This is a genomic window from Sodalis sp. (in: enterobacteria) (assembly GCF_051710625.1).
Classification (GTDB): Bacteria; Pseudomonadota; Gammaproteobacteria; order Enterobacterales; family Enterobacteriaceae; genus JBPESN01.
The window spans coordinates 1-3,470 of sequence record NZ_JBPESN010000116.1; the positions used below are offsets into that span (position 1 = coordinate 1).

Genomic DNA, 3,470 nt, shown 5'->3' on the forward strand with positions numbered 1-3,470 from the left:
TACCATGGCGTCGGGTATCAATGCGCCCTTGGCATCCTGCCAGTAACCGGCGGGCACCGTATTGTCATGTAAGTTAGTGGACATGATGACCTCTCCTGTTAAATGTATTGGCAATAGAGCCTTTATTTATGGCCTCGAAATCAGCCCGGCACGATAATACGGTAGCAAGTGCATCGTGAATAAACTGGGGTTCATTCTTTTCAACTTCACTGCCCGTACCGCTGGCATTGATATTTACATCAATGCCGATGGGGGTTTGCTGAACAATGATGTTAATTTCAATTGTCATGGTGACCTCAATATAATGATGCTGACCAAATAACCTTGCATTCATTTTTCATGAGTACCCCTTGCTTAAAATTACCCCGTGCGTTTTTGCCAGCGGTGATATAATCCGTTTGACCCTTTTTTAATAATTGCTTACAGAGCGTATGGTGTTCAATACGGATAACCGGCTTACAGTCATGCAATATCACGCTTTTTACACTCACGCCTTTTATCGTTAAATACGGTATAACGGCTTCTGCCTGCGTCATCGCAGCGATAAGATGATTGTTGGTCGATAGCATCTTTATGATGGACTGACATACTTTTCTCATTCAATGAATCAGCATTTCTGCATAGCGGTCGATTAACGTCACGGACATCCCCTGATTGCCGATAGCGCTTGTCCGAGCCACCCCGCGCACCAGCGGTTTATCCGAGACCTCGCCGTTCGATAGCAGGCTGCCAAGAATGGCGCTGAAATCCTCGGCTTCGCTCTCTTTCCTGCGGGACGCCAGGTCTAACGCCATGCCCGCCAGGACAATGGCCACCCCGGAACGGTCGTGAATGCGGCGCAGGACCTCAAGCGCTTTGTAGGGCAGCAGCTCGGCCTCTTCAACCAGGACCAGCCAGTTTTTGTCGCGCAGCCCCTTGTACACACTCCTCGACCAGCTCGTGGATATTGCCGGTTTTTCACAGACCCAGCCGGGCGCACCGTGCCTGCAATAACGCCTTGGCGGTATAGCCGGGGTCGGCTTCAATCAGGATGACGCCTTTATTGGCGCTGTTGGCGCGCACATGCTCCTTCAGCACCATGCTTTTCCCCATGCCAGCCGGGCCCGTATATCAGACCGATATCGCCGAAGTCGTGCGTGGCACTAATCAGGGCGAGCGCCACCCTGGCCAGATGGGTCGGCACAAAATTCACCTTGATGTCCCGCCAGTAGGCGCGCTCTGTCTCACGGTCAAGAAAATCTCGCAGTGTGCCCTCGACGTTATCAATATTGCCGTTGTAAACCCCCTTTAAATATTGTGAAATGGTCGCGCCGCTTAATCCAGTTTTATCGGTCACCTTGCGCTGGGTGTAGCCTGACCGCGCCATCAGCTGGAAAATACGTTCTCGCGTTGTCATACAATATATCCTTACCGGTTATTACCGACCTGCTTGATATCGTGCTCATATTCGGATTCAAACAAATACACCTTGTCTTTTTCGGGTGCCGATACCTGGGGTATCAGCAGGCTGTAATCGCTCTCCCTGGGTGCATCAATCACCGGGCGTAATTCGTCTTTCGCATCCTGAATTTTGCTTTCGGCGAATTTAATGCGACGCTTGTCGCGCGCTTCCAACGCTTTTTCCACTCTGGAGACCGGCACCGGCGAGGCAGTATTGCCATTCCACAGCGCAGTACAGAAATAGGCCCCGTCCATCTGGCGAATAATCACTTCATTAGGATTATGGATATCGTAAGCCACCCGCGCCCTCTGGCGGTCTACCTCAATCAGCTCCCTGGCAAAATACGGGTTATTCAGTAATTCAACCCAACCGCGCTGGGTCACGCGTTTTTCTTCCGGCATAAACATCTCGCGCAACTCGCCTGGCGTCAGGTATTCAATATTGTCCCCTTCCTCAGCCAACAGGGTCTTACGGTAGGCGGCCGGCGTCATCGATTTACCGTTGATTTTGGGCAGGGCGCTGTGCTCGTGGCTGTGGTTATAGCGTTGCACTTCCTCCTCAATGGCGTCTATCAGCTGCCGCCAGCTGGGCAATATCGCCAGCGTTTTTTGCTGCGTGGTGTTCAGCTCCTTCCCCTGACGCAGGGCATTCGACAGACTCAGCAGTTTTTGCCCCTGCACCCGCGCCCCGTTGGGGTCGGCGCTCAATCCGTTATAGGTCTGAAAGCGCAGGGCCAGCCTGCGTGGCAGCACGCCGTTCAGCCGCTCGATAATGCCCCGCGCCTGCGGGTTACCGGGGATACCGGTAATATGCTCAATACCCAGCCGGGGAAAAATCCCGGTAATATCCGCATCCAGCATCTTGTTGGTCTCGCCGCCGCCGTTATCGGAGTAGGCAAACAGCGGCTTGCCGTGGTGCTGGATGGCATAACGCTACGCATCCGCTACCGCGATGGCGTTTTCTGCCAGTGATAGGCTTCAGCTCACCAGATAGCGGGTACGCCCGTCGAGCACCAAAGTCAGCTCCGGGGTAAAGGGCCGCCCGTGTATCGGATGCGCCACTTTCATGTTCAGCGACTTGCCGTCGGCTATCCAGCAGCCATTTACCGGCATCTGCGCCCAATCCCGCTGCTGGTACACCTGATACGCCTTGAGCGCCGAGCCGGTGACCCGCCCCTTGACCCTTTGGTTGGGCGCAACCCGCTTGACCATGCGATTAACCTTGTCGTAGGTCGGCAGGGCCGCCAGCATGGCTGGCTGGTCATGGTATTTACTCTGCCAGTCCGCCTGAAATGCGCGGTAGGCTTCCAGCACCGTCGGGCCACAGGGTCGGGCATAATGCGGCCAGAACAGGGCGTAGTAGAACCACGTCATGTCCTCGTGGCGCTGCTTCTTCAGCTTCCCGGGAGCCAATATCGCCAGACGCTCCTGGGGCCGCTCAGCGCTGAGATAGAGACTCACCCATTCTTGTAGGCTGCTTTTGCCCACCTCTTGCCGGGTGCGGCCCTTTTTGGCGTTAGCCAGCGTGGCGGAGCGCTGCAGGGCCTCGGGCAATGTGCCGGCCTTTGACTTCATCGACGATAAAGGTCACCGCCGCGATGCGGGTTATACCGGCCTGTTGTAACCGGACCACTTCCTGTGCCAGCATCATGCGCGCATCGGCAATCTGCTTCTGCTGATCGTTCAGAGCCTGCACCTTGCGCTCGAGCAGGGCCGGACATTGACGCATGATCGCCAGCTCATCGCGCGACTTGATAACGGTACTGCGCTTGACCGACTCATCAACCAGCTGGCCCGGGGATTGCGCAATCAGGAATTTATAGTGCCGTTGTTTGATGATCTCGCGTGTTTGTTCCGGCAAACAATCGATGTGGTACTCGAAAGCCTTGGTGCCTGAACGCTTACGGACTAAATCGGGTGAATTTGCAGTCCGCTTATTCAATGACCAGCGAAGTCCCTGCAAGGTGCCAGGCAATCCGGGTAAACCGACTCACTCACCGTAACAAACATAATTACGACACCTTGCGCAT

General features: G+C 54.8%; 7 protein-coding genes. All 7 read right to left on the bottom strand.

Annotated elements, in window-relative coordinates:
* Window positions 1-73: 73 nt before the first annotated feature.
* Window positions 74-289 carry a hypothetical protein gene (locus ACTBDU_RS16225; protein WP_438807191.1) on the bottom strand — a complete coding sequence of 72 codons (216 nt, stop codon included), beginning with the start codon at window positions 287-289 and terminating at the stop codon, window positions 74-76.
* A gap of 310 nt (window positions 290-599) precedes the next feature.
* A complete protein-coding gene (locus ACTBDU_RS16230; protein WP_438807192.1) occupies window positions 600-923 on the bottom strand; it encodes a hypothetical protein in 324 nt (107 codons plus the stop codon).
* A gap of 34 nt (window positions 924-957) precedes the next feature.
* Window positions 958-1,080, bottom strand: coding sequence for a hypothetical protein (locus ACTBDU_RS16235; protein ID WP_438807193.1), 123 nt, complete (start codon window positions 1,078-1,080; stop codon window positions 958-960).
* A complete protein-coding gene (locus ACTBDU_RS16240) occupies window positions 1,040-1,396 on the bottom strand; it encodes a helix-turn-helix domain-containing protein (protein ID WP_438807194.1) in 357 nt (118 codons plus the stop codon). The genes ACTBDU_RS16235 and ACTBDU_RS16240 overlap by 41 nt, the downstream gene beginning before the upstream one ends.
* 11 nt (window positions 1,397-1,407) lie before the next feature.
* Window positions 1,408-2,301, bottom strand: a complete 894-nt coding sequence (locus ACTBDU_RS16245) for a Mu transposase C-terminal domain-containing protein (RefSeq protein WP_438807195.1) — start codon at window positions 2,299-2,301, stop codon at window positions 1,408-1,410.
* A gap of 117 nt (window positions 2,302-2,418) precedes the next feature.
* Window positions 2,419-2,994: a hypothetical protein gene (locus ACTBDU_RS16250; protein WP_438807196.1), complete on the bottom strand. Its 576-nt coding sequence runs from the start codon at window positions 2,992-2,994 to the stop codon at window positions 2,419-2,421.
* On the bottom strand, window positions 2,957-3,382 hold the full coding sequence (locus ACTBDU_RS16255; protein ID WP_438807197.1) for a DNA-binding protein: 426 nt from the start codon (window positions 3,380-3,382) through the stop codon (window positions 2,957-2,959). The genes ACTBDU_RS16250 and ACTBDU_RS16255 overlap by 38 nt, the downstream gene beginning before the upstream one ends.
* Window positions 3,383-3,470 lie beyond the last annotated feature (88 nt).